We start from the raw sequence: 22,797 nt of genomic DNA, 5'->3' as shown, positions 1-22,797 counted from the left end.
GAACGCTTGCTGGCGACCCATGGGCGCATCCGGCCCGACAAACGAAAAACGCCCCCTTCCGGGAGCGTTCTTCTTGAATCTGGAGCGGGAAACGAGACTCGAACTCGCGACCTCAACCTTGGCAAGGTTGCGCTCTACCAACTGAGCTATTCCCGCAGATTTCGTTCGACCTGCGTCGAAGGAGCGCTATTGTGTCGATATCGCCGCACGGCGTCAACAGGAATTTTCGCCTGCATTGTGGGGAGGCGTTCAGGCCCCAGGACCGATACCTCAGGTTCGCAGGCCACGGCGGTGGAAGTAGACCTGCTCGGCGATGCGCCGCGTGGCCGCCGTGTGCAGCAGTGCGTTGAGCGGCCAGTCGGCCTGCAGATGATCCATCGCCCAGCGCAGCACGCGCTTGCCATGGAACGCCGGGGCGACCTGACGCGCCACCCGTTCCGCTTCTGGCCCTTGCCCACGCAGATGGCGGGCGATCGCCTCACCGACCGCCCAGCCGTGCCGCCACGAAGAGTGGATGCCCCCGGCGGACAGCGGCGAGACGATGCCCGCAGCGTCGCCGGTCAGGATCAGCCGCTGGCCGGTGATCGGCCCATCCGGCCGGCCGCAGGGCACCAGCCCTGCACGAGTGGCCGAGGGGCGCACGGAAGGCGGAATGCCGACGACATCGCGCACGTGGTCGAGGAAGCCATCAATGTCCGGCGGCCGTACCTGTTGCGGGTCATGACGCAGCGCCAATCCCACCTGCAGGCCGGTTGGATTCTGCGCGACCCAGCCGATGTAGCCCGGTGCGTAGCGCTTGTTGACGAAGCAATGCAGCGCGTCACCCTGCGGCAATTGCAGGTCGGCGAACTCACGCTCGACGCCGTAGAGGTTGTCACGCACCTGGCCGAGCCCGGTGCGATGTGCCACGCGTGAGCGTGCGCCATCAGCACCAACCAGATAGGCGCATCGCCCTGCCCCTTCCACCTGCCAGCCGTCACCACAGCGACGAGCGTCGGTGAAGGACTGCTGCAGGCGCAGGTCGACACCGTTCGCGCGCAGTTCGCTGGCCAGCCAGCGCATCAGGTTCGGCGTATCGGTGGTGAGGAAGTAATAGCCCGGCGCGACCAGCAACACGCTGCGCAGGTTCGGCGCATACAGGCGCACGTTGGCAACGCGCTGCACGAGGTGCTCGGGCATGCGCCCCAGCCAGGTCTGCTCCATCGCCTCTTTCACCACGATGCCAGTGGTGTGCAGGCGCTCGCCGGGGTCGGCCTTGCGTTCCAGCACGCAGACGCGCAGACCGTACTGGGCGGCAGCCAGTGCGCAGGCGGCACCGGCGAAACTGGCGCCGACGATGACGACGTCGTGGTCGTAGGCGGGGGAAGTGTGAGGCATTTCGGCATCGCCGTGGAGAATCGGAGATGCAGCTTCGAACTGCCGCGTGACGAGCCGAAGGAGTGGCGGTGAAGTGGGAATGAAGCGCGGAATACGCAGACGAAAAACGCCCCCTTGCGGGAGCGTCTTTCTTGAATCTGGAGCGGGAAACGAGACTCGAATCCACCGTCCCAACCTTGGCAAGGTAGCGGTTGAAGCAGCTGACTGCGTAATGTATGAGTGGCACCGCCACCCAAACCAGCGGCCAGCTCCGGCAGGAATACCAAGCCACTGCTTCCATTTCGGAAACATTGCATGGACCGCGCCACATCAAAGCCTGATGGTGCATGCCCCTTCCTCGCGCATTCAACGATGGCGATTCCAGTCGATCAAATCGTGTTTCTGCTGGCCACCGACTGCTTCAGGGAGGTGCTCCTTTCAACATTTCCGAGAAGCGATGCTGAAGCTGCGCGGCTTGCAGCACAGCGGACAGTGAGCCAGCTGGTCGATGGAGGAGATAACTACTACCTGTGCGCCAGCTTCAGCGAAGCAAGGATAGGAAGCACTCATGATGCATTCTTCGACGATCTTCGCTCGCTTGGCGCCTCCGTCCGATTACAGAACCACGTTGCACTTGTGATTCAAGCACTACCAACTCCCGGAGCAGCAACGATCCGTGCGTGCGATACGATCACGTCCATCGCCAGCTACCTCTTCTGGCTGGAAAGCAAGGCCCTATGCAATCCGATTACAGTGGAGCTCGTTGATGCGATCGCCGTGATAGAACCGCTTGGCCTGCAACGCGAGCCGCCCTGCGTGGATTGGCATGCAGCCTGGACCCATTCGGAGTCCGAGCAGGATCGTTACATTGCTTCGTTGATGGATGGAATTGACGATGCGCCCGTGTACGTATTTAACGACGTGCAGGCATTCACTGTTCGATTCGATTTTCTCTCACTGTGGAGAGCGCGACTTGGCGAAGCCTGCTTTGGACAGATCAGCAAGTTCATCGCGACCGAGGCGCACTTGAGGCTGGACGATCGCGATGCTGACGCCGCTGGTCACATCGATCAGATCCTTGCGGCGATCTAGAACATTGAGACGACAGATTCAAACCAGAACGAAAAACGCCCCCTTGCGGGAGCGTTCTTCTTGAATCTGGAGCGGGAAACGAGACTCGAACTCGCGACCTCAACCTTGGCAAGGTTGCGCTCTACCAACTGAGCTATTCCCGCTTGGGAGGCGAAATTTTACCTATTCCAAGGATGGCGTCAAGCGCTTTTTCTCAGGGTCTGCGAGGCACCTTGCATTGCGTATCCACGCATGGCGTGGATCTACCACGGCATCCCCGCAAACTGATGGATCCGCACCATCCGTGGACGCAGCATTTCCAGTACATCCACGCCATGCGTGGATAGCGCATCGATGGGGTCAGAGCCCTTTCCTTCGGAAAGGGATCCGACCCCGGGGCTCAGACCCCGGGGCTCAGTTGCCCAGCTTCTTCTGCCGCGCACGCTCGCGCGCCGCGCGCTCGTCATCGCGCAGGCTCGGCCAGGCGGCGTGCAGGTACTGCAGGCCCGACCACAGGGTCAGCACGGCGGCAATGGCCAGGGTCCAGTCGCCGATGCGGAACACCGGCCAGCCCATCCAGATGTCTTCCACCGGCACGTTCGGGGCCACCGAATACAGCAGGCACAGCAGCGCGACCATCTGCGCGGTGGTCTTGACCTTGCCGATCATCGCCACGCGTACCTTCGCGCGCTGGCCCAGTTCGGCCATCCATTCGCGCAGCGCCGATACTGCAATCTCACGGCCGACGATGACCGCCGCCCAGAACGCCATCCACGGCGTCGGATGGCCCTGCACGATCAGGAACAGCGCCACTGCCACCATCAGCTTGTCCGCGACCGGGTCGAGGAAGGCGCCGAATGCCGACTCCAACTGGTAACGGCGTGCGATCCAACCGTCAAGCCAGTCGGTGATCGCGGCCAAGCCGAAGATCGCCGCCGAAGCGAAGTTGGTCCAGGTATAGGGCAGGTAGAACACCAGCACCAGCACCGGGATCATCACGATCCGCAACAACGTCAGCCAGGTGGGCAGGGTCAACTTCATGCTTGCGTGCTTCTCTCTCTACTCGGCCGCATCGGGCGTGGCCAACCCGTGCAGGTTAGCGTAGATACGTGCCGCGAGGGCGTCATTGATGCCTTCCACCTTGGCGATTTCCGCTTCGCCAGCGGCTTTCAGGCCCACCAGGCCACCGAAATGCTTGAGCAGGCTGGCGCGGCGGCGCGGCCCGATGCCGGGGATATCCTCCAGCTTGCTGGTCATCCGTGCCTTCTGGCGGCGCCCACGGTGGCCGGTGATGGCAAAACGGTGCGCCTCGTCGCGCACCTGCTGGATGAACTGCAACGCTGGATTGGCTGCGCCCGGGCGCAGCTCGCGACCGTCGGGCATCACCAGCGCTTCGTGGCCGGCGCGGCGTTCCACGCCCTTGGCCACGCCCACCAGCAGCACGCCTTCCACGCCCAGGTCGGCGAGCGCGGCCTGGGCCTGGGCCAACTGGCCGGCGCCACCGTCGATCAGCAGCACATCCGGCAATACGCCCTGCTCTTCCACCGCACGGCGGAAGCGGCGGTCGATGGCCTGGCGCATGGCGGCGTAGTCATCGCCCGGCTCGATGCCGCTGATGTTGAAGCGGCGGTACTGCGCACGCACCGGACCGGCGGCGTCGAACACCACGCACGAGGCCACGGTGGCCTCGCCCAGGGTGTGACTGATGTCGAAACATTCGACCCGTTTGACCGGCTCGGCCAGGCCCAGCATCTCGCGCAGTGCGTCGCTGCGCGCGTGCTGCGCGTTGCGGCTGTTGAGTTCGGTGGCCAGGGTCAGCTGCGCGTTGCGGCTGGCCAGTTCCACGTAGCCGGCGCGCTCGCCGCGCACGTTCCACTTCAGCTGCACCTTGCGCTCGGCCGAGGCGGACAGCGCGGCGACCAGCAGGTCGGCGTCGGGAATTTCGCGGTCCAGCAGGATCTCGCGCGGCGGCTCGAATTCGATGTAGTACTGCGAAACGAACGCGGCCAGCACTTCTTCCGGGCTCTCCTCGCCGTTGGTGCGCGGGAAGAACGGGCGGGTGCCGAGGTTGCGGCCATCTCGGAAGGCCAGCAGCAGCACGCAGGCCTGCGACCCCTGCATGGCCACCGCCAGCACGTCCAGGTCCGCGGCGCGACCGTCCACGTACTGGCGGGTCTGCATGCTGCGCAGCGAGGAAATCAGATCGCGCAGGCGCGCGGCCTGCTCGAACTCCAGCGCCTCGCTGGCGGCCTGCATCTGCTCGCCCAGCTCGCGGGTGAGCTCGTCGCTCTTGCCCTCCAGGAACAGCGCGGCGCGGCGCACCGATTCGGCGTACTCGGCAGGCGCTACCAGCTCCACGCACGGCGCGCTGCAACGGCCGATCTGGTACTGCAGGCACGGCCGCGAACGGTTGCGGAACACGCTGTCCTCGCAGCTGCGCAGCTTGAACAGCTTGTGCATCAGGTTCAGCGTTTCGCGTACCGCGGTCACGCCCGGGTACGGACCGAAATAGCGGCCGGGAATGGCGCGCGGGCCGCGATGCAGCGCGATGCGCGGCCAGTCCTCGCGGGTCAGCAGTACATGCGGGTAGGTCTTGTCGTCGCGCAGCGAAACGTTGTAACGCGGCGATAGGGATTTGATCAGCTGGTTTTCCAGCAGTAGCGCCTCGGCTTCCGAGCGTGTGACGGTCACGTCCATGCGCGCGATCTGCGAGATCATCGACATGATCCGCGCGTTCTTCGGACTGCCGTTGAAGTAGCTGCCAACGCGATTGCGCAGTGCACGGGCCTTGCCCACATACAGCAGGGTGTCGTCGGCGGCGTACATGCGGTACACGCCGGGCGCGGTGCTGAGCTGGGCCGCGAAGGCCTTGCCGTCGAAGGCCGGGGCGGGAACGTCGGTCATTCGCTGATCGGCACTTCGCTGAGCACGCCGCTGTCGGGATCGAATCGCAGCACGGCATGGGCGTCGGTCTCGGCAATCCACACCGCCCCGGCCCCCACCGCCAGGCCGGCCGGGCCATGCAGGCGACGCGGCAGCGGTTGGGTCGTCAGTTCGCCTCCGCCCAGGCGCAGCGTGCGCAGGCGGCCGTTGCCGGTATCGGCAATCCACAGCAGCGGCGCATCCGGGCTCAGCGCGATGGCCTGCGGGAACTGCAGGCTGGCTTGGGCGCGGGGACCGTCTTCACTGCCGAAGCGCCAGGGCCCCTGCCCGACCAGGGTCTGCACCAGGTCGCCACGCAGCTGAAGCGCGCGGATCGAGGAACCCAGCGCATCGGCCACGTACAGCACCTGCTGCACCACGGCGAGCGCGGTGGGCTGGGCGAAGGCCGCCAGATGGCCGCTGCCATCACGCTCGTCAATGGAGCCGCTGCCGGCGCGCCATTGCAGGCTGCGCTGGCCCAGGTGGTAGCTCCAGATGCGGTTGTCGCCGGCCATCGCGATGTGCAGCTGGTTGTCGGCAATGGCCAAGCCGACCGGGTGGTCCAGCGAGACCTGCCGCGGCTGCGCAACCGGACCTTCCACCGGCGCACCGGGGCGCCCGTTGCCACACAGGGTGTCGACGATGCCGGTCAACAGGTTGATGCGGCGCACGGCATGGTTGCCGGTATCGGCCACGTACAGCGCATCACGCTCCAGCACCAGCGCCTGCGGGCGATGGAATGCCGCTTCGGCAAGGTTGCCATCCATGAAATCGGCGGTACCGAGGCCGAACTGGCGCAGGATGCGGCCACCGTGGCTGCATTCAAGGATGCGGTGGTGGCCACTGTCGGCGATGTACAGGCGCTCGGTGCTGACTGCCAGCCCCAACGGGAAGCGCAGGGCCTGGCGCGGTTCCGGATGCAGTTCGCTGCCCCCGCGCGACGGCGCCGAAGGGGCTCCCTGGCACAGCGCGTTCAAGGCGCGCTCCAGTTCACCGGGGGCCCCCAGCCCGATCAGCCGTTGCTGCTCCCTGCCCTGTGCATCCAGCAGCACCAGGGTCGGCCAGGCGCTGACGCCGAAGCGGCGCCAGCCATCCCAGTCGGCATCCAGCAGCACAGGCATGGTCAGGCCCTGGCGACGCAGCAGTTTCAGTGCAGCGCTGGCGTCACGTTCGAAATCGAAGCGCGGCACCTGCAGCACCAGCGGCTGCAGCTTGCCCGGATGGCGCGACAGCCATTGGCCGAACTCGGCCAGGCGTTGCGCGCTCCAGGCGGAGGCCGCATTGACGAACAGCAGCGCGACCGGCCGGCCGCGCAGTTCGGTCAGGGTGCAGGGGGTGGCGTTGAGCCAGGTGGCGAACTCGGGCAGGTCCGGGACGGGCTGGACGTTCATGATCCGATTATGCCGGAGTCGGCGTCATGCAACAGTCGTGCCACTGCACGTTTTGCAGCATCGTCGACCAGCGACCAGACCTGTTCGAAATGATCGCTCCCGCCGGTGTACGGATCGGGGATCGCGATCCGCCCCTGCGCGCCGGACCAGGGCAGGTACAGCGCCAGCCGTTCGCGCTGCGCCACCGACGCCAGGCGACCGGCGTCACGCAGGTTGGCCTCGTCGGCACACAGGATCCAGTCGAAACGGTCGAAATCCGCGGCCTGCAGCTGGCGTGCGCGCAGGCTGCCGATGTCCACACCGTGCCCGGCCGCGCAGGCGATCGCACGCCGGTCCGGTGGCTCGCCCACGTGCCAGTCGCCGGTGCCGGCCGAATCCACCTGCACCCGCCCGGCCAGCGGCGAGGCCTCCAGGCGTGCACGCAGCGCACCTTCGGCCATCGGCGAACGGCAGATGTTGCCGAGGCAGACGACCAGCAGCCTCATCGCGCGGCCATCGCCTGCAGCAGCCGCTCGGCGCGCTCCAGGTCCTCGGGCGTGTCGATGCCCGGCGGGAACGGTTCGGGCGAGATCGCCACGCTGATCGGGTAGCCCGCTTCCAGCACGCGCAGCTGTTCCAGCGATTCGACCTGCTCCAGCTGGCCTGGCGGCATCGCCGCGAACCGCTGCAGGAAACCGGCGCGGTAGCCGTAGATGCCGATGTGGCGCAGCCAGTGGTGGCCGTCCGGCAGCGTGTCGCGGCTGCGTGCGAAGCCGTCGCGGTGCCAGGCGATCGGCGCGCGGCTGAAGTACATCGCCTCGTTGCGCACGTTGCGCACTAGCTTCACGACGTTCGGGTCGAACAGCGTAGGCGCGTCCTCGACGGCGGTGGCCAGGGTCGACATCGGTGCAGTGCCGTTGGCCAGTACCTCGGCCACGGCGCGGATGCCGGCCGCCGGCGCGAACGGCTCGTCGCCCTGCAGGTTGACCACCACCGTGTCATCGGCCCAGCCGGCAATGCGTGCGCACTCGGCCAGGCGATCGGTGCCGGACGCATGCGACGCAGCGGTCATCGCCACCTTCACCTCGGCCAGCCCGGACAGCGCATCGGCAATGCGCTGATCGTCGGTCGCTACCCAGACCTCCCGGGCGCCGGCCTGCAGCGCGCGGCGCGCCACGTGCAGTACCAGCGGTTCACCCCCCAGCAGGCGCAACGGCTTGCCGGGCAGCCGCGAGGCGGCATAGCGGGCCGGGATGGCGACGACGAATTCGGTCATGGGGCGGTACTCGGCAGGCTCGTTACAAGGGGAATGCGGCCGGCGGCGCGTGAATGCAAGCGCCGCTGCGCCGCTCAGTTCGGTCGCAGCTTGTCCAGGCGGTCAGTCAGCGCCACCCAGAACGCGGCGGGCAACTCGGCGCGCAGCGGAACCGCGTAGTGCCAGTCGTTGCCGAACGCCCGGCATTTCACCGCATCCTTTTCGGTCATCAGTACCGGCAGCTGGCTGCCGAAGGACAGGTCCTGCGGCTGATAGGCCTGGTGGTCGGCGAACGCATGCGGCACGACGCCGATGCCACGCGCGCGCAGCATGTCGAAGAAGCGCTGCGGATGGGCGATGCCGGCCACCGCATGCACGCGCTGGCCCTTGAAGTACGCCAGCGGGCGCGCGCGGCCACCGGCCAGCGGCTGCGCACTGTCGATGTGCAGGGCCATCGGCCACTGGCCGAAGCCACAGGCCTGTGCCGCAGTCTCCTCATCGGCCTGACCGAGATTGACCACGCGGAAATCGCATTCGCTGGCGCGGCTGACCGGCTCGCGCAGCGGCCCGGCCGGAATCATCCGGCCATTGCCATAGCGACGCTGCGCATCGACCACCTCGATCTCGATGTCGCGTGCCAGCCGGTAATGCTGCAGGCCGTCATCGCAGACGATCACATCGCAGCCAGCCTCGATCAGCGCCTTGCCGGCGGCGACACGGTCACGGTCCACGCGCACCGGCACGCCGGTCTTCCAGGCGATCAGCACCGGTTCGTCACCGCCCTTCGCGGTTGGCGTATCGGCCTGCACCCACAGCGGCTTGTCGGCGTCTTCGCGACCATAGCCGCGGCTGGCCACGCCCGGCTTCCAGCCGGCCGCGCGCAGGCGCTCGACCAAGGCAATCGTCAGCGGCGTCTTGCCGGTACCACCGGCGGTGATGTTGCCGACCACGATGACCGGCACCGGCAGCGAGTGGCGCTTGCGCCAGCCACGCCGATAGGCGCGCCGGCGCAGTGCGGTGACACCGGCGTACAGCGGCGCCAGCAGGCGCATCGCCCACGGAACCGGGCTGCCGTCGTACCAGTACGCCGGGGTCTGGGTACCCTTGCCGGCCATCAGTCCTGCCTTTCGCGGAACTGCATGCTGTGCAGATGCTGGTACAGGCCGCCCAGCTCGAGCAGCTCCTTGTGGGTGCCGCGTTCAACGATGCGGCCATGGTCCATCACCAGCACCTGGTCGGCATGCTCGATGGTCGACAGCCGGTGCGCGATGACCAGCGTGGTGCGTTCGGGCATCAGGCGCTGCAGCGCGTCCTGCACCAGGCGCTCGGATTCGTTGTCCAGCGCCGCAGTGGCTTCGTCGAGGATCAGGATCGGGGCGTCGCGCAGGATCGCGCGGGCGATCGCCAGGCGCTGGCGCTGGCCACCGGACAGCAGCGCGCCGTTCTCGCCTACCGGCGTCTGCAGCTGCTGCGGCATGCGTGCGATGAACTCCCACGCGTTGGCGGCTTCGGCCGCCGCGCGGATCTGCTCGTCGGTCGCTTCCATGCCATAGGCGATGTTGGCGGCGATGGTGTCATCGAACAGCATCACCTTCTGCCCGACGATCGCCACCTGCCGGCGCAGGTCAGCCAGCGGATAGTGATCCAGCGCCACGCCATCGAGGGTGATGACGCCGCCACTGGGCTCGTAGAAGCGTGGCACCAGCCGGATCAGGCTGGTCTTTCCGCTGCCGGAACGGCCGACAATGGCCGTCACCGTACCCGGCCTGGCAACGAAACTGATGTCGTCCAGGGCGATGCCACTGTCTTCGCGGTAGCGCAGCATGACGTGGTCGAACGCCAGTTCGCCACGCACGCGTTGCACGCGGTGCTGGCCTTCGTCGCGCTCCACCGGCATGTCGAGGATGCCGAACAGGCGCTCGGCGGCGGACACGCCGCGCGAAATCGAGGTCTGCACGCTGGTCAGGCGCCGCAGCGAAGGAATGATCGCCATCATCGAGGTCATCAGGCCCATGAACTGGCCGGCATTGAGGCGGCCGGCCAGGGCTTCGCGGGTCGACACCCAGACGATCACCGCCAGCGCCAGTGCGGCCAGGAACTGCACCACGCTGGACGCCGCTGCGCGGGTCACCTCGACCTTCATGTTCAGCGCCAGCATGCGGTTGGCCAGGCGCGAGTAGCGCGAGATCTCATGCTGCTGGGTGCCGTGCACCTTCACTTCCTGCTGCGCCGCCAAGGACTGCTCGGCGGTCTGCGCCATCGTGCCCATGCCGTCCTGGATGCCGCGGCTGATGCGACGATAGCGCTTGCCCACGTAGGACACGATGGCACCGATCAGCGGCACCACCAGCAGCATCGCCAGGGTTACCTTGACGCTCATCTGCAGCATCACCGCCAGCATCGCGATGATGGTGAGGGTATCGGCCACCACGGTCTTCAGCGCGTCGGCGCTGGCCTGGGTGACCTGCTCGGTATCGAAGTTCAGGCGGCTGACCATCACCGGCGTTGCTTCGGTGTCGAAGTGCGACGACGGCAGGTGCAGGTACTTCTGCAGCACCTGCTCACGCAGGTCGCGGACCACGCTGCGGCCGGTCTTGGCCAGCGTATAGTCGCTGACCCAGGTGGCCACGCTGCGCATCAGGAACAGGCCGAGGATGGTCAGCGGCAGGACCACGGCCGCGCGCGGCTGCGGATCGACAAACCCCTCGTTGACCAGCGGCTCCATCAGCTTGGTGAAGTGATAGCCGGCCAGGGCTTCGACCACCATGGCGATGACCGCGCCCACCATGAACACCCAGTAGGTGCGGGTGTAGCCCAGCAGACGTTTGTAGATCGGCCACACCGGCGCGTGATGGGAACTCATGGACGCACCTCTGGCGCAGTTGCAATGGCGATACGACGGAAACCGAGCTGACCGAGCGCGTCCTGCGCAGTCACCACGGCCTGGTAGGGGGTGCGTGCGTCGGCGCGCAGCAGCACCGGCTGGCTGCGATCGCTGCCGGCGACCGATGCGATGGTCTGCTTGACCGACTCGACATCGCTGCGCAGCACTTCCTGGTCATTGATGAAATAGCGGCCTTCGGCGTTGATCAGCACGCTGAGCGAGCGCGGCGGCTCGTTGCTGGGCTGCTGGCTGGCGGTCGGCAGCTGCACCTGCAGCGTCGAGCGCGCATCGAAGGTGGTGGTGACCACGAAGAAGATGATCAGCACCAGGATGACGTCGATCAGCGGCACCAGATCGATATGCGGCTCATCCTGGGATCGGTCATTGCCGATACGCATCGATCAGGCCTTCGCCGTGGCAGCGTGGGCTGGCCGCGCCGGCGCGGCCGGGTTCATCACCCCGGGGCGGCCGTCGAGCGTATCCAGCAGGGCACTGGCTTCCTGTTCCATTTCCACCACATAGCCGTGGATCCGGCCCTTGAAATAGCGATGGAACATGAGCGCCGGGATGGCCACGATCATGCCGGTGGCGGTGCACACCAGCGCCTTGCCGATGCCGCCGGCCAGCTGGTTCACGTCGCCCACGCCATGGTCGAGGATGCCCAGGAACATCTGGATCATGCCGATCACGGTGCCCAGCAGGCCCAGCAGCGGGCCGGCCGAGGCAATGGTGCCCAGCGCGTTGAGGAAACGTTCCATGCGGTGCACCAGGTGGCGGCCGGTGTCCTCGATGCGCTCGCGGATCTGGTCGCGCGGACGATTGCGGGCTTCCAGCGCGGCCGCCAGCAATGCGCCCAGCGGCGAGTTGGCACGCAGGGTCTGCAGGTGCGCCGGGTCAAGCTTGCCGCGTGCGGCCCAGTTGCGCACTTCCTGGCCGAGGCCGGGCGGCATCACTTCAGTCCGCCGCAGGGACCAGAAACGCTCCAGGATGATCGCCAAAGCCAGTACGCCCAACAGCAGCAGCGGCACCATCGGCCAGCCACCGGCCTTGACCAGTTCCCACACGTTTCAACCCTCCGGCCCAACGGCCGCTTGTTCGTTCGGCGATAGGATAGCAGCCGACCGCGCCCGCCCAGCGGCATCCCACCACCGGGATGCGTGGATACGCTGTTCACGCAGCTGCAGCCCTTGTGCACCAAGCCATACGCGGATCGCGCCGGAGTCGGCCGTGGCCAGCACTTCCGCCCCCTGCGCCTGCCAGCGTTGGACCACGTCCTGGCGTGGATGGCCGAAACGGTTGCGGTGGCCGGCCGAAACCACCGCCAACCGTGGCGCCACGGCGGCCACCCACGGCGCGCTGGAGCTGCCACCGCTGCCATGATGCGGCACCAGCACCACATCCGCCTTCAGCGCGGCCGGAGACGACTGCAGCAGCGTCCGCTCGGCCGGTCGGCCGATGTCACCCGGCAGCAGGACCACGCCGTGGTGGCTGGCGATGCGCAGCACGCAGCTGTCTTCGTTCTCAGCCTCACGGCTGCCCGGCGCCGGGTGCAGGACCTGGAAATCTACCCCGTCCCACTGCCAGCGCAGCCCCTGCTGGCAGGGCGTGGCGCCGGCGATGGTGCTGCCCGGTGGCGCCAGCAGCTGCAGTCCGGACAGCTGCCGTCGCAGGCTGGACAGGCTGCCGGTGTGATCAAGATGGTCATGGCTGAGCATCACCTGCCGGGGCGGCGCCTGGCCGAGCGCGCGCAGGGCCGGGACCAGAATGCGCTCGTTGCCCTCGCCGCCGGTCGGAGGCCCTACGTCGTACCAGAGTGCGTGCCGCGCTGTACGCACCAGCACCGCTGTGCCCTGCCCCACATCGTGCACCAGCAGCTCCAGTTCCCCCTCGGCCGGTGCATGCCGCGCCGGCCACAACAGCGGCAGGCACAGCAGCAGGCCCGCCAGGCCACCGCCGGCGCCGCGTGGCAGCAGCCACCAGAACACCCCCGCCAATGCCGCCGGTACGGCCCAGCGCGGCGCCTCGGCCAACCACCACATGGCCTGCGGGTGCAGCGCCAGTGGCTGCAGCGCCTGCCAGCTCAGCTCGAACAGCCAGGCCGCAGCACGCCAGGACCAGCGGCCGGCTCCCTCGTGCAGCGCATGCAGCCCCGTACCCAGCAACGACAACGGCACCACCAGCAACGTCCACCACGGAATGATCGGCAGGTTGACCAGCGGCCCCAACCGCGCGGTGCCGCCGAACAGGGCCACGCACAGCGGCAACAGGCCGAGGCTGGCCACGCCCTGGGCGGCCAGGAAGCCACGCAGGCCCCCACCGGCGCCCTCCGGCCCGGTTCGCGGCAGGCACCACAGCAGCCACAGCACCCCGCCAAAGCTGAGCCAGAAGCCGGCCGACAACACCGACAGCGGCGCCGGCAGCAGCATCACCATCGCGGCCAGGGCCAACCCCTGCCCCGCACCCACCGGGCGACGTCCGGCACGGGCCAGTGCCACCAGCCCGATCATCAGCGCCGCGCGCACCGTTGGCAGCGCGCCGCCGGCGGCCACGGCATAGGCGGCTGCGGCCAGCGCTGCACCCCATGCCGCCGCCTGTGGCCGTGGCCAGCAATGTCCCAGCACCGGGCACAGCCACCACGACAAGCGGCACAGCAGTACCCCGAAGCCCGCCACCACGCCCACGTGAAAACCGGAAATGGCGACCAGATGGGTCAGGCCCAGCGCGCGCAGGTGCTCCCAGTCGGCATCGGACAGCCCGCGGGTATCGCCCAGCGCCAAGGCCTGCACGAACCGCGCGGCAGGATGTGCCACCTGCGTAGCGATGGCGTCACTGCTGCGCTCGCGCCAGGCTGGCAGGCCCTGCGCAGGCGCGCGCTCACGCGCAGCCCCCGGGTCGCGTACCGTGCCATTGCCGGAGATGCCGCGCAGCAAGGCATGGCGTTCGCCGTCGAAGCCGCCGGGATTGATCCGCGAACGTGGCGCACGCACGCGCAGCGGCAACTGCCAATGCGATCCCGCACGAACCGCATGCCGCCCACCCTCGGCCTCGTGCGCTGACGACCCGCGCCACGGATCGTTCCAGGTGACCTGCAGGCGCTTGCCGCGCAGCGCTGGCAGCGCATCGGCCTCATCCACGTGCAACACGAAACGGGTGTAGCCGGGCCCCCGCTGCGGAAGATCGGCGACCCGTCCGCTCACCCGCACATCCTGCGGCGGCGCGCCGGGTGGCAGCTGGCCGTGCAGCGCCCAATGCCCGTGCAATGTTGCCCATGCCAGGCCGAGCACGATTGCAGCCCAGGGGCGGCCGCGCCAGCGCAGCAGCCAGCCCGCGCCGCCGGCAACCGCCATCGGCGCGCTCAGCCACAGCGGCAGCAGCGCCGGCATCTGCACGCAGGCCAGCGCGCCCAGCACCAGGCCGGCAGCGCAGCCGGGGCCGAACAGGGCCGGCGCGGAACGTTCGGAAGCCATTCCATCAGCCTGCCGCCAGGCGCTACAGGCTGCCTATCGGGGTTTCCCCCGCGCGGCTGTCAGCGCCGGACGGTGCCGCGATGGAAGTTGACCCGGAAGCTGGCACCACCGCCGGTGGCCTCGCCGACACTGACCGAGCCGCCGTGATGCTGCACGATTTCCTTCACCAGATGCAGGCCGAGGCCACTGCCGCTGCCCGCCGCGCGCAGGCGATGGAACGGCTCGAAGATCGCTTCACGGTCACTCACCGGAATACCGGCGCCCTGATCGCTGACTTCCAGAAGGCCACGTGCATCCAGGCGCACGCAGATGGTGCCGCGCCCGCCGCCGTGGACGATGGCGTTGTGCACCAGGTTGGCGATCACCCGCCCCAGCGCCAGGCTGTCGCCATGGATCCACACGGGCGACTCCGGCGCATCCACCTCGAAGCCATAGCCGGCGCCGACCACCAGTGGCGCCAGATCGGCGGCCGCTTCACGCACCAGCAGCGCCAGATCCAGCCGCTGCAGTGCGCCGACATTGCGATCGAGCCGCTGCAGGTCAAGCAGGTGCTCGGCGACGTTGCCGAGCCGCGCCACGTCGGTCAGCAGCTGCGATTTCAGCTCACCCTGCGGCAGCTGCGACAAGCGCGCCTGTACCACTGCAATCGGCACCCGCAGCTCGTGCGCGGCATCGGCGAGGAACTTGTCACGTGCTGCATAGCCCTGCTGCACCTTGTCGATCGCGTCGTTGAAAGCTTCCACCAGCGGCGCGACCTCGGTCGACACCAGCTGCGCATCCAGCCGCGCACCCGGCTGGCCGATATCCAGCTCCTTGGCCTGTTGCGCGGAGCGACGCACGCCGCGCATCGCACGGTGGATCACGGTCGGCATCACCAGCAGCGTGATCACGATCAGCGGCAGGAAGAACCACAGGCCGATAAGGCGCAGCACCATCAGTGCGCCGTCCAGCAGCCCGCCCTTCGGTGCCCCGCCCACCATCACCGTGATGCGCCGCCCATCCTCGTTGCGGATCATCACCCGCGCAACGTCCAGATAGGGCGGCACCAGTGAACCCAGTTCGGTGGCGCCCACTGTCGGCAAGCGTGCCAGCAACGGGGCGTGGACCGCAGGAATCGTGCCGCGCTCCAGCCACGTACCCCTGTCATCAACCGCCGCGAACCAGAGGTTGCCCCCCGCCCCGGCATTGAGCCTGTCCCAGCGCGCCTGGTCCAGTACCAGCCGGCCGCCTTCGCTGTGCACGGCTTTGGCTACCGCCTCGGCCGTGAACATGTCCATTCCCCAAGTGTCCTTGTCGCCCCAGGTCAGGATCAACGCGACCACCGCGAACAACACAGTGAAGGCCTGCGCCAGGAACAACCGCCAGGCCAGGCCGAGCGTGATGGAGCGGATCGGTCGGGTCATCTCACGCCTCCGCCAGCAGATAGCCGACGCCGCGGATCACATGGATCTCCACACCGGCCCCGGCCTGCTGCAGCGCCTTGCGCAGCTTGGAAATGTGCGCGTCGAGTGCATTGGACTGGATCTCGTCATCAAACCCGTACACCGCCGCTTCCAGCGCGCTGCGTGTGACCGTGCGCCCCTGGCGCATCGCCAGCGCCTGCAGCACCAGCACCTGGCGCCGGGGCAGTGCCAGCGGCTGGCCTGCCACCTGCGCCTGCAGCGATTCGAAGTCGAATTCCAGCCGCCCCAGGTGCAGGCGCGGCGTCACCATCGCCGAGGGCCGCCGTGAGACTGCACGGATCCGCGCCATCAGTTCCTCGATCGCCACTGGCTTCACCAGGTAGTCATCGGCCCCCACATCCAGGCCCTCGACCTTGTCTGACAACGTGCCCTTGGCGGTCAGCATGATCACCGCCAGGTTAGGCCGCAGTGCACGCGCGGTGGCGACGAACGCCGCGCCATCGCCATCGGGCAGCTGGCGGTCGAGCAACATCAACTGGTGTACCGGTTCGCGCAGCGCGATCGTAGCTTCGGCCAGGCTTCCGACCACGTCGGCGACCACGCCCTGCCGCTCCAGGCCCGATTGCAGGGCTCGGGACAGATCGGGATCATCTTCGACCAGGAGGATGCGCATCAGGGGGTTCGGCTACCGGAAACGCTGCCGATCATAGTGCCTTGCGCCGGGTTTGGGCGCCTTCGCGTGCCGATTGCCGACGCGCAATGTTCTGACAATGTTGCGCCCGCACCATGCACAGCCATCCTCCGCAAAGTGGCTGATCGATGCCGTTGCTGCCCCCTACCCTGCTGCGCCTGTTGCTGTTCTCCGCTGCCATCAGCTTTCCGTTGGCCGCCAACCAGCGGTTCGGCGATGCAGTAAAGGACAGCCCGATGGCGCGGCGTGGGACACAGACGTCGGCCTTCGATTCCCTGATGCGCTCGTTCTGAGCGAGCGCCCGTTACAGACAAGGACACCCCTCATGGCCTGCGTCTCCGCCCCCCTCGAAGCCCATGCGATCCTGTGTGCTCCCGACCTGGACAGCGCAGAACGTGCGTATCTGGGCCTTATGCCCGATCTGGAGCATGTGGATGCGCTGGCCCGCCGCGCACTCGGGCTTTCGCGCGTCGCCGATGCGGCACGCACCTACGCGCTGTCGATGACCCTGGTCGGGCTGCGCCTGCAGGAACTTGAGATGAGCGAAGCGACCGCAAAGGAGCACCGCCAGGCTACGCTGCACAGCCTGCGGCAGGTCTTCAACGCCTGAGCGCAGGGGCGCGATGGCTCAGCGGAAGGTGGCCCAGGCCAGCACCGCAGCCAGCAGAGCTACCCAGACCACGGCCTTGAAGGTGCCTTCCAGCATGTTGCCGCCGAACAGCAGCTCGACGAATGGATTGGTCCGGGGAGCCGGAACATGCTCGCTCATCTGAGACGGATCCTGAGAGTGGTAGGGACGCGCACGCCACGGCGACGCGCGGAACGTCTGCTTAACAACTCGCGCCGCAGTTCGGGTATGTTCCGGACAACGCTGCGTTCAAGGATGATCAATGCTCAAGCGCGCCCTGGTTCCTGTTGCTACCCTGCTGCTGTCGGCGTTGATCATCGCGCTGGGATGGCAGAACCGCCAGTTGCGGCAGATCAACGAGCAGATGGCCGCCCAGCTGCAGGCCATGCAGCATGAGGCGCATGGCCTGGCGCTGGGCACGCGTGCCGATACGTTGGCATTGAAAACCACCCAGCGCACCCGGGTGATGATCGGCGGCGAACGCAGCACTGCCCAGATCCTGTACTTCTTTTCCACCGCCTGCCGCTATTGCCTGGCCTCGATGCCGCAGCTGCAGCAGATTGCTGGCGGACGTGGCACCAGCGAGCTGGTCGGCGTGGGGCTTCCTCCCTACGATGAACTGGCCGACTACGCCGGCAAGCACGATCTGCGCTTCCCGATCGCCATCGACAGCGACGGCGATGCCGCCAGACGCTACCGCGCCACGGTCACACCGATGCTGGTGGTGCTGGCTGCAGATGGCAGCGTGGCCTACAAACACGTCGGCCAGCTCGATGAGCAGGTCGTGCAGGCCGCCATGAAGTCGCTGGCGCCTCGCCTTGCATTGCACTGAGGCGCCACGCGCCCGATCCGCGCGCCCGCCCTCGCCACCAGATTCGCGCCACAACCGGCACTCCGGTGCCTTCGGCAACTGCAACACCAACGCCAACCAAGGAGATACACATGATCGGAAAGAAGGTCCTTTCGTCCGTCGCCGGTATCGTCGTTGTCGCCGCGCTGTCGTTCGGCGCGTCCCAGGCCTTTGCGAAGCCAACCAAGGCTGGCTTCGCGCCGGGCTGCACCTACACGCCGGGCTGCGTTTTCGGCGGCAACGGGACAATCGGTGGTACCCGCATCTGCTGCCAGCCGAACTGACCTGTGCAAGGCCGTCCCGCAAACGGCCTACACCGTGCATTTCCACACCTGAAGGAGCCACGCATGATCGGTAAGAAGAAGCTGTTCTCGTCTGTCGCCGGTATCGTCGTTGTCGCGGCCATGGCCTTCGGCACCAGCCAGGCCTTTGCCGTTGCGCCCAAGACCGGCTATGCGCCCGGTTGCGAGCCGCATCCGAGCTGCCCGTTCGGCAACTCCGGCAAGCCTGGCCAGGTGCTGTGCTGTGATCCGCTGTAATCGAAGCCGAACTGCGGGTCGCCAGCGCTGACCCAGCGCAGCGGTGTTGATCGGCGCCCACCCGCATTGGGCATCGCGCCGGGCCGTCTCTTGGGGCGGCCCGGCACTTCCGGCCCCGGATTCATCCTTCCCCGGGCGCCTTGGCGCGCGCTTTACCGGCTTTCGTCGCATACCGGTTTCACACCGCAGGGGGCAGTGCCACGCTGGACTCCCTTCTCCGGAGCACCGTGCCATGCCGATGCTTGCCCTGCTGCTGTTGTGCGCTGGCCTGTTCGGCCGCGATACCGACGCCGGGGATGCTTCCCTGCGCAGCCAGATCCTGCAGGCCGAGGCTGGGCAGGCAGGAGCATCTCCAATGCCGGATGAGAAAGCAGACCCGGCCACCCTTCAGCTTTACCGGCTGCGCCAGGATCGCGTGCTGCGCGTGGGCAACCAGCCCCTGCGGGCGGACACCCCGCAGCAGCGCACCGGCTCGGCACGCGTTGCGCAGGTCTGGGAACGCGTGGACGGGCATTGGCGGCTGCAGCGCATGATCAGCATCGACGAATGGGTGGCCCAACGCTGACCGCTGGCTGCAGCCCATTGGCGCAAACGAAAAAAGCCGGCCCGGGGCCGGCTTTCATTCTGATCCACCGTTGCACCGGCAGTGCCGGGAGCCAGGTGGTGGGCGGTACAGGGTTCGAACCTGTGACCCCTACCATGTCAAGGTAGTGCTCTACCGCTGAGCTAACCGCCCATCTTGTTCTTGCCGCCCGAAAGCTGGCCTTGCTACGTAAAAACCCGGCGCCAGGGCCGGGCTTTGCATTTCACGACAGCCCTCTTCCGAGGACTTCGTGGTGGGCGGTACAGGGTTCGAACCTGTGACCCCTACCATGTCAAGGTAGTGCTCTACCGCTGAGCTAACCGCCCGTTTTTGCTTCTGAACGTTCGCGATTGCGTCGGTGCAGGCCGCGTATATTACGTATGCCCGCCGTGAAGTGCAATACTCTCGTGAAGAAGATGCTGCACTGCCGCGTTCAGCCCAGACTCGCCTCCTTCAGCTGCCTGATCTGGTCGCGCACGCGGGCCGCGTCCTCGAATTCGAGGTCCTTCGCATGCTGGTACATCTGCTGTTCCAGCGCCTTGAGACGGGACGCCAGCTGGGCCGGGCTGAGCGAGCGATAGTCGCCCCCGTCCTCGGCCACGCCAGGCCTGCCCTTGCCCTTGCCCTTCTTCGCTTCCTTCTCTGCCGCATCCGAACGCGCGCCTTCCAGCACGTCGACGATCGGGCGCGCCACCGAGCGCGGCACGATGCCATGTTCCTCGTTGTACTCGACCTGTTTGGCACGACGGCGGTCGGTCTCATCGATCGCGGCCTGCATCGAACGGGTGATCTTGTCCGCATACAGGATCGCCTTGCCACGCACGTTGCGCGCGGCACGGCCGATGGTCTGGATCAGCGAACCGGTGGAACGCAGGAAGCCCTCCTTGTCGGCATCAAGGATCGCCACCAGCGATACCTCGGGCATGTCCAGGCCTTCGCGCAGCAGGTTGATGCCGACCAGCACGTCGAACTTGCCCAGCCGCAGGTCGCGGATGATCTCCACGCGCTCGACCGTGTCCACGTCCGAGTGCAGGTAGCGCACGCGGATACCATGTTCGGTGAGGTATTCCGTGAGATTCTCGGCCATGCGCTTGGTCAGCGTGGTGACCAGCACGCGGTCGCCCGCCTTGATGCGCGCGTTGGCCTCGCTCATCAGGTCGTCGACCTGGGTACCGACCGGGCGGATCTCCACCACCGGGTCGATCAGGCCGGTCGGGCGCACCACCAGTTCGGTGATCTCGTCACCGGCTTCACGCAGTTCATAGGGCCCGGGCGTGGCCGACACGTAGATGCTGCGCGGGCAGCGCTCCTCCCACTCCTCGAAGCGCAGCGGGCGGTTGTCCAGCGCCGACGGCAGGCGGAAACCGAATTCGACCAGGGTCTCCTTGCGCGAGCGGTCGCCCTTGAACATGGCGCCGATCTGCGGAATGGTCACGTGCGATTCGTCGATCACCAGCAGTGCATCCGGCGGCAGGTAATCGAACAGGGTCGGCGGCGGCTCGCCGGCATTCTTGCCGGTCAGATGCCGGGAGTAGTTCTCGATGCCGTTGCAGTAGCCAACCTCGGCCATCATTTCCAGGTCAAACTGGGTGCGCTGGGCCAGGCGCTGCGCCTCCACCAGCTTGTTCTGCGCGTAGAGCTGCTCCAGCCGCTCCTTCAGCTCTACCTTGATCGTCTCGATCGCCGCCAGCACGCGCTCGCGCGTGGTCGCATAGTGGGTCTTCGGGTAGACCGTGAAGCGCTGCATGTTGCGCAGCGTCTCGCCGGTCAGCGGGTCGAACAGGGTGATCTTCTCGACCTCGCCATCGAACAGTTCAAGGCGCAGTGCTTCGCTGTCCGACTCGGCCGGGAACACGTCGATCACTTCGCCGCGCACGCGGAAGGTACCGCGCTGCAGCTCGTACTCATTGCGCGTGTACTGCAGCTGGGTGAGGTGATTGATCAGGTTGCGCTGGTCGATGCGCTCGCCCTTGGACAGGATCAGGCGCAGTGAAAGGTAGTCTTCCGGCGCACCCAGGCCATAGATCGCGGACACCGTGGCCACCACGATCGCGTCCGGGCGCGACAGCAGGGTCTTGGTCGCGGCCAGCCGCATCTGCTCGATGTGTTCGTTGATCGAACTGTCCTTCTCGATGAAGGTGTCCGACGACGGCACGTAGGCTTCCGGCTGGTAGTAATCGTAGTAGCTGACGAAGTACTCCACCGCGTTGTGCGGGAAGAATGCCTTGAACTCACCGTACAGCTGCGCCGCCAGCGTCTTGTTCGGCGCCATGATCAGCGTCGGCTTCTGCACGTTCTGGATGACGTTGGCGATGGTGTAGGTCTTGCCCGAACCGGTGACGCCCAGCAGGGTCTGCTTGGCGATGCCCGCTTCGAAGTTGCTGGTCAGCTTTGCGATGGCATCAGGCTGGTCGCCTGCCGGCGAATACGGCGAGACGAGTTCAAAACGGTCGCTCATGGTGTTGCCAGTTCCCGGGAAGGGTGAGTATACGGGGCAAGCGGTGACGGCCAGCTGAGGGGTTTCCGGGCAGGCGGGCGCGGCAGTGCCTGATGGCGCCGGCGACGCTGGACGAGGGAGGCTGGACTCATGCGCCACTGCCCAATCCCCAGCCCTACGGCGCCGCGAGGCATGCACCTGGTCGAACTGATGGCGGTGGTGGCCGTGTTGGCCGTGCTGCTGGCCGCCGGATGGCCCACCCTGCATTCGATGCTGTTGCGGCAGCGTGCGGACGCCACCCGTATCAACCTGCAGTCCGGACTCGCTGCTGCGCGCTACCAGGCGATCATGCGCCGAAACTTGATCGGCATCTGCGCAAGCACCGATGGCCACCACTGCGGCGACGACTGGAGCCAGGGGTGGGTCATCTACAGGACAAGCGGCCGGCGCGAACCCCCCTCTTCTGCCGACGCTATTCTGATGCACCAGGCAGGCTTTCCGAACATCAGGATCCGGGGAACCACCAGCAGTGGCCGGCCGCAGCTTTACTTCCAACCGGATGGCCGCAGCCCTGGAGCCAATCTGACGCTGCGCATCTGCGCGGACGGCCGTGAGCACTCCCGGATAATCGTCAGCAACAGCGGGCGCGTCCGATCAACACGGACCAGGACCGATCGACCCTGCTGATAACAAAAAAAGGCCTGCGGATGACCGCAAGCCTTTGATGCGTATAACCTGGCGCCCGAAGTTGGACTCGAACCAACGACCCCCTGATTAACAGTCAAGTGCTCTAACCGGCTGAGCTATTCGGGCGGGGAGGCGCATTGTAATCACCTCGATCAGAGAGTGCAACACTCCTGCCCACGACGCCCGCCGGCGCGCTTTTCCACATCACCAGCATTCGGACAGCGTGCCCTTGGATGTCTTCACATTGGCCTGATTGAGGGACAGGTCACCACACTTGTCTTCGGCCTGAGCATTGGCAGCCGTCGCCGTAAACGTAAACGTCGATTGCGCGGTTTCCATGGACAAGGTGTACGCCGCAGTGCCGCCCTCGCGTGGCGAGTTGATGGAATCAGCTCCGCCCGGGAAGGTGAAGCCCACATAGGTGTTGTTGATGGTGTGGTAGCGCTCGGCCAGCTGCGCATACTCCACCAGATCGGCCTTGGCCTGCGCACGCCGCGACTTTCGCACATGATCGCTGTAGTTCGGGTACGCGATCGCAGCGAGGATCGCCACGACTGCCACCACGATCATCAGTTCAATGAGAGTGAATCCGCGGGCCAGGCGGCCAGGGGCGAACGTCGTGTGCATTGCAGCAACTCCATTGATCGACGAAGC

The 22,797-nt window shown here is 66.8% G+C and carries 23 protein-coding genes, 5 tRNA genes and 1 pseudogene; 8 read left to right on the top strand and 21 right to left on the bottom strand.

The features are described 5' to 3' along the window. Positions 1-80 precede the first annotated feature (80 nt). Both AC5P6A_RS06095 and AC5P6A_RS06090 read right to left on the bottom strand, forming a co-directional pair. Positions 81-156: transfer RNA gene (locus tag AC5P6A_RS06095), tRNA-Gly, on the bottom strand. Positions 157-270: 114 nt separating this feature from the next. After that, a complete protein-coding gene (locus AC5P6A_RS06090) occupies positions 271-1,377 on the bottom strand; it encodes an NAD(P)/FAD-dependent oxidoreductase (protein ID WP_346714710.1) in 1,107 nt (368 codons plus the stop codon). A 294-nt stretch (positions 1,378-1,671) separates the two neighbouring features. Here AC5P6A_RS06090 and AC5P6A_RS06085 point away from each other — a divergent pair, with 294 nt between their 5' ends. After that, positions 1,672-2,448, top strand: a complete 777-nt coding sequence (locus tag AC5P6A_RS06085; protein WP_134729537.1) for a hypothetical protein — start codon at positions 1,672-1,674, stop codon at positions 2,446-2,448. A gap of 67 nt (positions 2,449-2,515) precedes the next feature. Here AC5P6A_RS06085 and AC5P6A_RS06080 read toward each other — a convergent pair. The 13 genes from AC5P6A_RS06080 to AC5P6A_RS06020 form a co-directional block, all read right to left on the bottom strand. Continuing rightward, a tRNA-Gly gene (locus tag AC5P6A_RS06080) sits at positions 2,516-2,591 on the bottom strand. 250 nt (positions 2,592-2,841) lie between these two features. Then, positions 2,842-3,468 carry a CDP-diacylglycerol--glycerol-3-phosphate 3-phosphatidyltransferase gene (gene pgsA / locus AC5P6A_RS06075; protein WP_099495020.1) on the bottom strand — a complete coding sequence of 209 codons (627 nt, stop codon included), beginning with the start codon at positions 3,466-3,468 and terminating at the stop codon, positions 2,842-2,844. Positions 3,469-3,486: 18 nt separating this feature from the next. Then, positions 3,487-5,331, bottom strand: a complete 1,845-nt coding sequence (gene uvrC / locus AC5P6A_RS06070; protein WP_197591995.1) for an excinuclease ABC subunit UvrC — start codon at positions 5,329-5,331, stop codon at positions 3,487-3,489. Next, positions 5,328-6,740, bottom strand: coding sequence for a hypothetical protein (locus AC5P6A_RS06065; RefSeq protein WP_155029247.1), 1,413 nt, complete (start codon positions 6,738-6,740; stop codon positions 5,328-5,330). Before AC5P6A_RS06065 ends, uvrC begins: the two co-directional genes overlap by 4 nt. Next, a complete protein-coding gene (locus AC5P6A_RS06060) occupies positions 6,737-7,225 on the bottom strand; it encodes a low molecular weight protein-tyrosine-phosphatase (RefSeq protein WP_180877538.1) in 489 nt (162 codons plus the stop codon). Before AC5P6A_RS06060 ends, AC5P6A_RS06065 begins: the two co-directional genes overlap by 4 nt. Further along, positions 7,222-7,995 (bottom strand): 3-deoxy-manno-octulosonate cytidylyltransferase, encoded by a 774-nt coding sequence (gene kdsB / locus AC5P6A_RS06055; protein WP_180877537.1) that lies wholly within the window; start codon positions 7,993-7,995, stop codon positions 7,222-7,224. The genes AC5P6A_RS06060 and kdsB overlap by 4 nt, the downstream gene beginning before the upstream one ends. Positions 7,996-8,069: 74 nt before the next feature. Beyond that, complete coding sequence (gene lpxK, locus AC5P6A_RS06050; RefSeq protein ID WP_180877536.1) at positions 8,070-9,089, bottom strand: tetraacyldisaccharide 4'-kinase; 1,020 nt, start codon at positions 9,087-9,089, stop codon at positions 8,070-8,072. After that, the gene (msbA, locus tag AC5P6A_RS06045) at positions 9,089-10,837 is read right to left on the bottom strand and encodes a lipid A export permease/ATP-binding protein MsbA (RefSeq protein WP_019658997.1); all 1,749 of its coding nucleotides are present in this window, start codon (positions 10,835-10,837) and stop codon (positions 9,089-9,091) included. The genes lpxK and msbA overlap by 1 nt, the downstream gene beginning before the upstream one ends. Then, on the bottom strand, positions 10,834-11,256 hold the full coding sequence (locus AC5P6A_RS06040) for an ExbD/TolR family protein (protein WP_019658998.1): 423 nt from the start codon (positions 11,254-11,256) through the stop codon (positions 10,834-10,836). Before AC5P6A_RS06040 ends, msbA begins: the two co-directional genes overlap by 4 nt. A gap of 3 nt (positions 11,257-11,259) precedes the next feature. Continuing rightward, positions 11,260-11,922: a MotA/TolQ/ExbB proton channel family protein gene (locus AC5P6A_RS06035; protein ID WP_164144408.1), complete on the bottom strand. Its 663-nt coding sequence runs from the start codon at positions 11,920-11,922 to the stop codon at positions 11,260-11,262. A gap of 3 nt (positions 11,923-11,925) precedes the next feature. Further along, positions 11,926-14,325, bottom strand: coding sequence for a DNA internalization-related competence protein ComEC/Rec2 (locus tag AC5P6A_RS06030; protein ID WP_180877534.1), 2,400 nt, complete (start codon positions 14,323-14,325; stop codon positions 11,926-11,928). A 59-nt stretch (positions 14,326-14,384) separates the two neighbouring features. Further along, positions 14,385-15,728: a sensor histidine kinase gene (locus AC5P6A_RS06025; protein ID WP_021203594.1), complete on the bottom strand. Its 1,344-nt coding sequence runs from the start codon at positions 15,726-15,728 to the stop codon at positions 14,385-14,387. A 1-nt stretch (position 15,729) separates the two neighbouring features. After that, a complete protein-coding gene (locus tag AC5P6A_RS06020) occupies positions 15,730-16,401 on the bottom strand; it encodes a response regulator (protein WP_180877532.1) in 672 nt (223 codons plus the stop codon). A 209-nt stretch (positions 16,402-16,610) separates the two neighbouring features. On the opposite strand from AC5P6A_RS06020, the pseudogene AC5P6A_RS06015 reads away from it, so the two are divergent. Both AC5P6A_RS06015 and AC5P6A_RS06010 read left to right on the top strand, forming a co-directional pair. Further along, positions 16,611-16,712, top strand: a pseudogene (locus AC5P6A_RS06015) (MipA/OmpV family protein); the annotation flags it as partial. 32 nt (positions 16,713-16,744) lie between these two features. Continuing rightward, on the top strand, positions 16,745-17,029 hold the full coding sequence (locus AC5P6A_RS06010; protein ID WP_019659004.1) for a hypothetical protein: 285 nt from the start codon (positions 16,745-16,747) through the stop codon (positions 17,027-17,029). Between the two features lie 18 nt (positions 17,030-17,047). Here the strand turns inward: AC5P6A_RS06010 and AC5P6A_RS06005 are convergent, their stop codons facing one another. Continuing rightward, positions 17,048-17,188, bottom strand: coding sequence for a hypothetical protein (locus AC5P6A_RS06005; RefSeq protein WP_021203593.1), 141 nt, complete (start codon positions 17,186-17,188; stop codon positions 17,048-17,050). A 121-nt stretch (positions 17,189-17,309) separates the two neighbouring features. Here AC5P6A_RS06005 and AC5P6A_RS06000 point away from each other — a divergent pair, with 121 nt between their 5' ends. From AC5P6A_RS06000 to AC5P6A_RS05985, 4 genes are all read left to right on the top strand, one after another. Next, positions 17,310-17,879: a peroxiredoxin family protein gene (locus AC5P6A_RS06000; protein ID WP_227843944.1), complete on the top strand. Its 570-nt coding sequence runs from the start codon at positions 17,310-17,312 to the stop codon at positions 17,877-17,879. A gap of 110 nt (positions 17,880-17,989) precedes the next feature. Then, positions 17,990-18,181, top strand: coding sequence for a hypothetical protein (locus tag AC5P6A_RS05995; protein ID WP_019659007.1), 192 nt, complete (start codon positions 17,990-17,992; stop codon positions 18,179-18,181). A 63-nt stretch (positions 18,182-18,244) separates the two neighbouring features. Next, positions 18,245-18,436 (top strand): hypothetical protein, encoded by a 192-nt coding sequence (locus AC5P6A_RS05990; protein ID WP_019659008.1) that lies wholly within the window; start codon positions 18,245-18,247, stop codon positions 18,434-18,436. A 232-nt stretch (positions 18,437-18,668) separates the two neighbouring features. After that, entirely contained in the window at positions 18,669-19,001 is a 333-nt protein-coding gene (locus AC5P6A_RS05985) for a hypothetical protein (RefSeq protein ID WP_021203592.1), read from the top strand. A gap of 96 nt (positions 19,002-19,097) precedes the next feature. Here the strand turns inward: AC5P6A_RS05985 and AC5P6A_RS05980 are convergent. From AC5P6A_RS05980 to uvrB, 3 genes are all read right to left on the bottom strand, one after another. Then, a tRNA-Val gene (locus tag AC5P6A_RS05980) sits at positions 19,098-19,172 on the bottom strand. Between the two features lie 98 nt (positions 19,173-19,270). Continuing rightward, positions 19,271-19,345 (bottom strand) — tRNA-Val (locus tag AC5P6A_RS05975). Positions 19,346-19,452: 107 nt separating this feature from the next. Continuing rightward, on the bottom strand, positions 19,453-21,477 hold the full coding sequence (uvrB, locus tag AC5P6A_RS05970; RefSeq protein WP_346474578.1) for an excinuclease ABC subunit UvrB: 2,025 nt from the start codon (positions 21,475-21,477) through the stop codon (positions 19,453-19,455). Positions 21,478-21,606: 129 nt separating this feature from the next. On the opposite strand from uvrB, the gene AC5P6A_RS05965 reads away from it, so the two are divergent. Continuing rightward, positions 21,607-22,143: a GspH/FimT family protein gene (locus tag AC5P6A_RS05965; RefSeq protein ID WP_111097906.1), complete on the top strand. Its 537-nt coding sequence runs from the start codon at positions 21,607-21,609 to the stop codon at positions 22,141-22,143. A 49-nt stretch (positions 22,144-22,192) separates the two neighbouring features. Here AC5P6A_RS05965 and AC5P6A_RS05960 read toward each other — a convergent pair. Together AC5P6A_RS05960 and AC5P6A_RS05955 are read right to left on the bottom strand one after the other, a co-directional pair. Next, positions 22,193-22,269 (bottom strand) — tRNA-Asn (locus AC5P6A_RS05960). Between the two features lie 78 nt (positions 22,270-22,347). Beyond that, positions 22,348-22,770, bottom strand: coding sequence for a type IV pilin protein (locus AC5P6A_RS05955; RefSeq protein WP_180877529.1), 423 nt, complete (start codon positions 22,768-22,770; stop codon positions 22,348-22,350). Between the last annotated feature and the right edge of the window lie 27 nt (positions 22,771-22,797).

The sequence above is a fragment of the Stenotrophomonas sp. YJH_SMC_20 genome, from assembly GCF_059367845.1.
The sequence above is the reverse complement of the archived record's forward strand: the minus strand, read 5'-3'. Positions and strand labels throughout refer to the sequence as shown.

Bases quoted from the DNA above. Each gene is read 5' to 3' on its own strand.
- AC5P6A_RS06065 (WP_155029247.1), bottom strand. From the start codon at position 6,740: ATGAACGTCCAGCCCGTCCCGGACCTGCCCGAGTTCGCCACCTGGCTC.
- kdsB (WP_180877537.1), bottom strand. From the start codon at position 7,995: ATGACCGAATTCGTCGTCGCCATCCCGGCCCGCTATGCCGCCTCGCGG.
- lpxK (WP_180877536.1), bottom strand. From the start codon at position 9,089: ATGGCCGGCAAGGGTACCCAGACCCCGGCGTACTGGTACGACGGCAGC.
- AC5P6A_RS06005 (WP_021203593.1), bottom strand. From the start codon at position 17,188: ATGAGCGAGCATGTTCCGGCTCCCCGGACCAATCCATTCGTCGAGCTG.
- AC5P6A_RS06090 (WP_346714710.1), bottom strand. From the start codon at position 1,377: ATGCCTCACACTTCCCCCGCCTACGACCACGACGTCGTCATCGTCGGC.
- AC5P6A_RS06020 (WP_180877532.1), bottom strand. From the start codon at position 16,401: ATGCGCATCCTCCTGGTCGAAGATGATCCCGATCTGTCCCGAGCCCTG.
- AC5P6A_RS06030 (WP_180877534.1), bottom strand. From the start codon at position 14,325: ATGGCTTCCGAACGTTCCGCGCCGGCCCTGTTCGGCCCCGGCTGCGCT.
- uvrB (WP_346474578.1), bottom strand. From the start codon at position 21,477: ATGAGCGACCGTTTTGAACTCGTCTCGCCGTATTCGCCGGCAGGCGAC.
- AC5P6A_RS06040 (WP_019658998.1), bottom strand. From the start codon at position 11,256: ATGCGTATCGGCAATGACCGATCCCAGGATGAGCCGCATATCGATCTG.
- AC5P6A_RS06010 (WP_019659004.1), top strand. From the start codon at position 16,745: ATGGCCTGCGTCTCCGCCCCCCTCGAAGCCCATGCGATCCTGTGTGCT.
- AC5P6A_RS05955 (WP_180877529.1), bottom strand. From the start codon at position 22,770: ATGCACACGACGTTCGCCCCTGGCCGCCTGGCCCGCGGATTCACTCTC.
- pgsA (WP_099495020.1), bottom strand. From the start codon at position 3,468: ATGAAGTTGACCCTGCCCACCTGGCTGACGTTGTTGCGGATCGTGATG.
- AC5P6A_RS06000 (WP_227843944.1), top strand. From the start codon at position 17,310: ATGCTCAAGCGCGCCCTGGTTCCTGTTGCTACCCTGCTGCTGTCGGCG.
- AC5P6A_RS05985 (WP_021203592.1), top strand. From the start codon at position 18,669: ATGCCGATGCTTGCCCTGCTGCTGTTGTGCGCTGGCCTGTTCGGCCGC.
- AC5P6A_RS05965 (WP_111097906.1), top strand. From the start codon at position 21,607: ATGCGCCACTGCCCAATCCCCAGCCCTACGGCGCCGCGAGGCATGCAC.
- AC5P6A_RS06025 (WP_021203594.1), bottom strand. From the start codon at position 15,728: ATGACCCGACCGATCCGCTCCATCACGCTCGGCCTGGCCTGGCGGTTG.
- AC5P6A_RS05995 (WP_019659007.1), top strand. From the start codon at position 17,990: ATGATCGGAAAGAAGGTCCTTTCGTCCGTCGCCGGTATCGTCGTTGTC.
- AC5P6A_RS05990 (WP_019659008.1), top strand. From the start codon at position 18,245: ATGATCGGTAAGAAGAAGCTGTTCTCGTCTGTCGCCGGTATCGTCGTT.
- AC5P6A_RS06085 (WP_134729537.1), top strand. From the start codon at position 1,672: ATGGACCGCGCCACATCAAAGCCTGATGGTGCATGCCCCTTCCTCGCG.
- AC5P6A_RS06060 (WP_180877538.1), bottom strand. From the start codon at position 7,225: ATGAGGCTGCTGGTCGTCTGCCTCGGCAACATCTGCCGTTCGCCGATG.
- uvrC (WP_197591995.1), bottom strand. From the start codon at position 5,331: ATGACCGACGTTCCCGCCCCGGCCTTCGACGGCAAGGCCTTCGCGGCC.
- msbA (WP_019658997.1), bottom strand. From the start codon at position 10,837: ATGAGTTCCCATCACGCGCCGGTGTGGCCGATCTACAAACGTCTGCTG.